1 protein-coding gene is annotated in these 247 nt (G+C 56.7%); it reads right to left on the bottom strand.

Going from position 1 to position 247, the window contains the following annotated elements; translation table 11 throughout:
* The coding region (locus tag B0E34_RS22950; protein ID WP_503327701.1) for a hypothetical protein at positions 1–247 on the bottom strand (247 nt) is incomplete at both ends.

Below are 247 nucleotides of genomic sequence, written 5' to 3'. Positions count from 1 at the left end.
ATTCAGTACCGGTACATTGCCGGAAAACTCGGTGGCCAGGCGCGCCGCACCTTCCTGCGGATGACGCATCACTATCGCATCGACGTAAGTGCTGATAACCGAAATGGTATCGGCCAGCGTTTCGCCCTTTTTACCCAGTGATGTATTGGCGCTGTCGGAGAAGCCCACCACGCTGGCACCCAGGCGGTGCATAGATGTTTCGAAAGAGAGGCGGGTACGGGTAGAGGCTTCGAAGAAACAGCTGGCA

It is taken from the genome of Chryseobacterium mucoviscidosis, assembly GCF_002177115.1.
Classification (GTDB): Bacteria; Bacteroidota; Bacteroidia; order Flavobacteriales; family Weeksellaceae; genus Chryseobacterium; species Chryseobacterium mucoviscidosis.
Note: the sequence above shows the minus strand (reverse complement) of the source record. Positions and strands in the feature narration are given on the sequence as shown.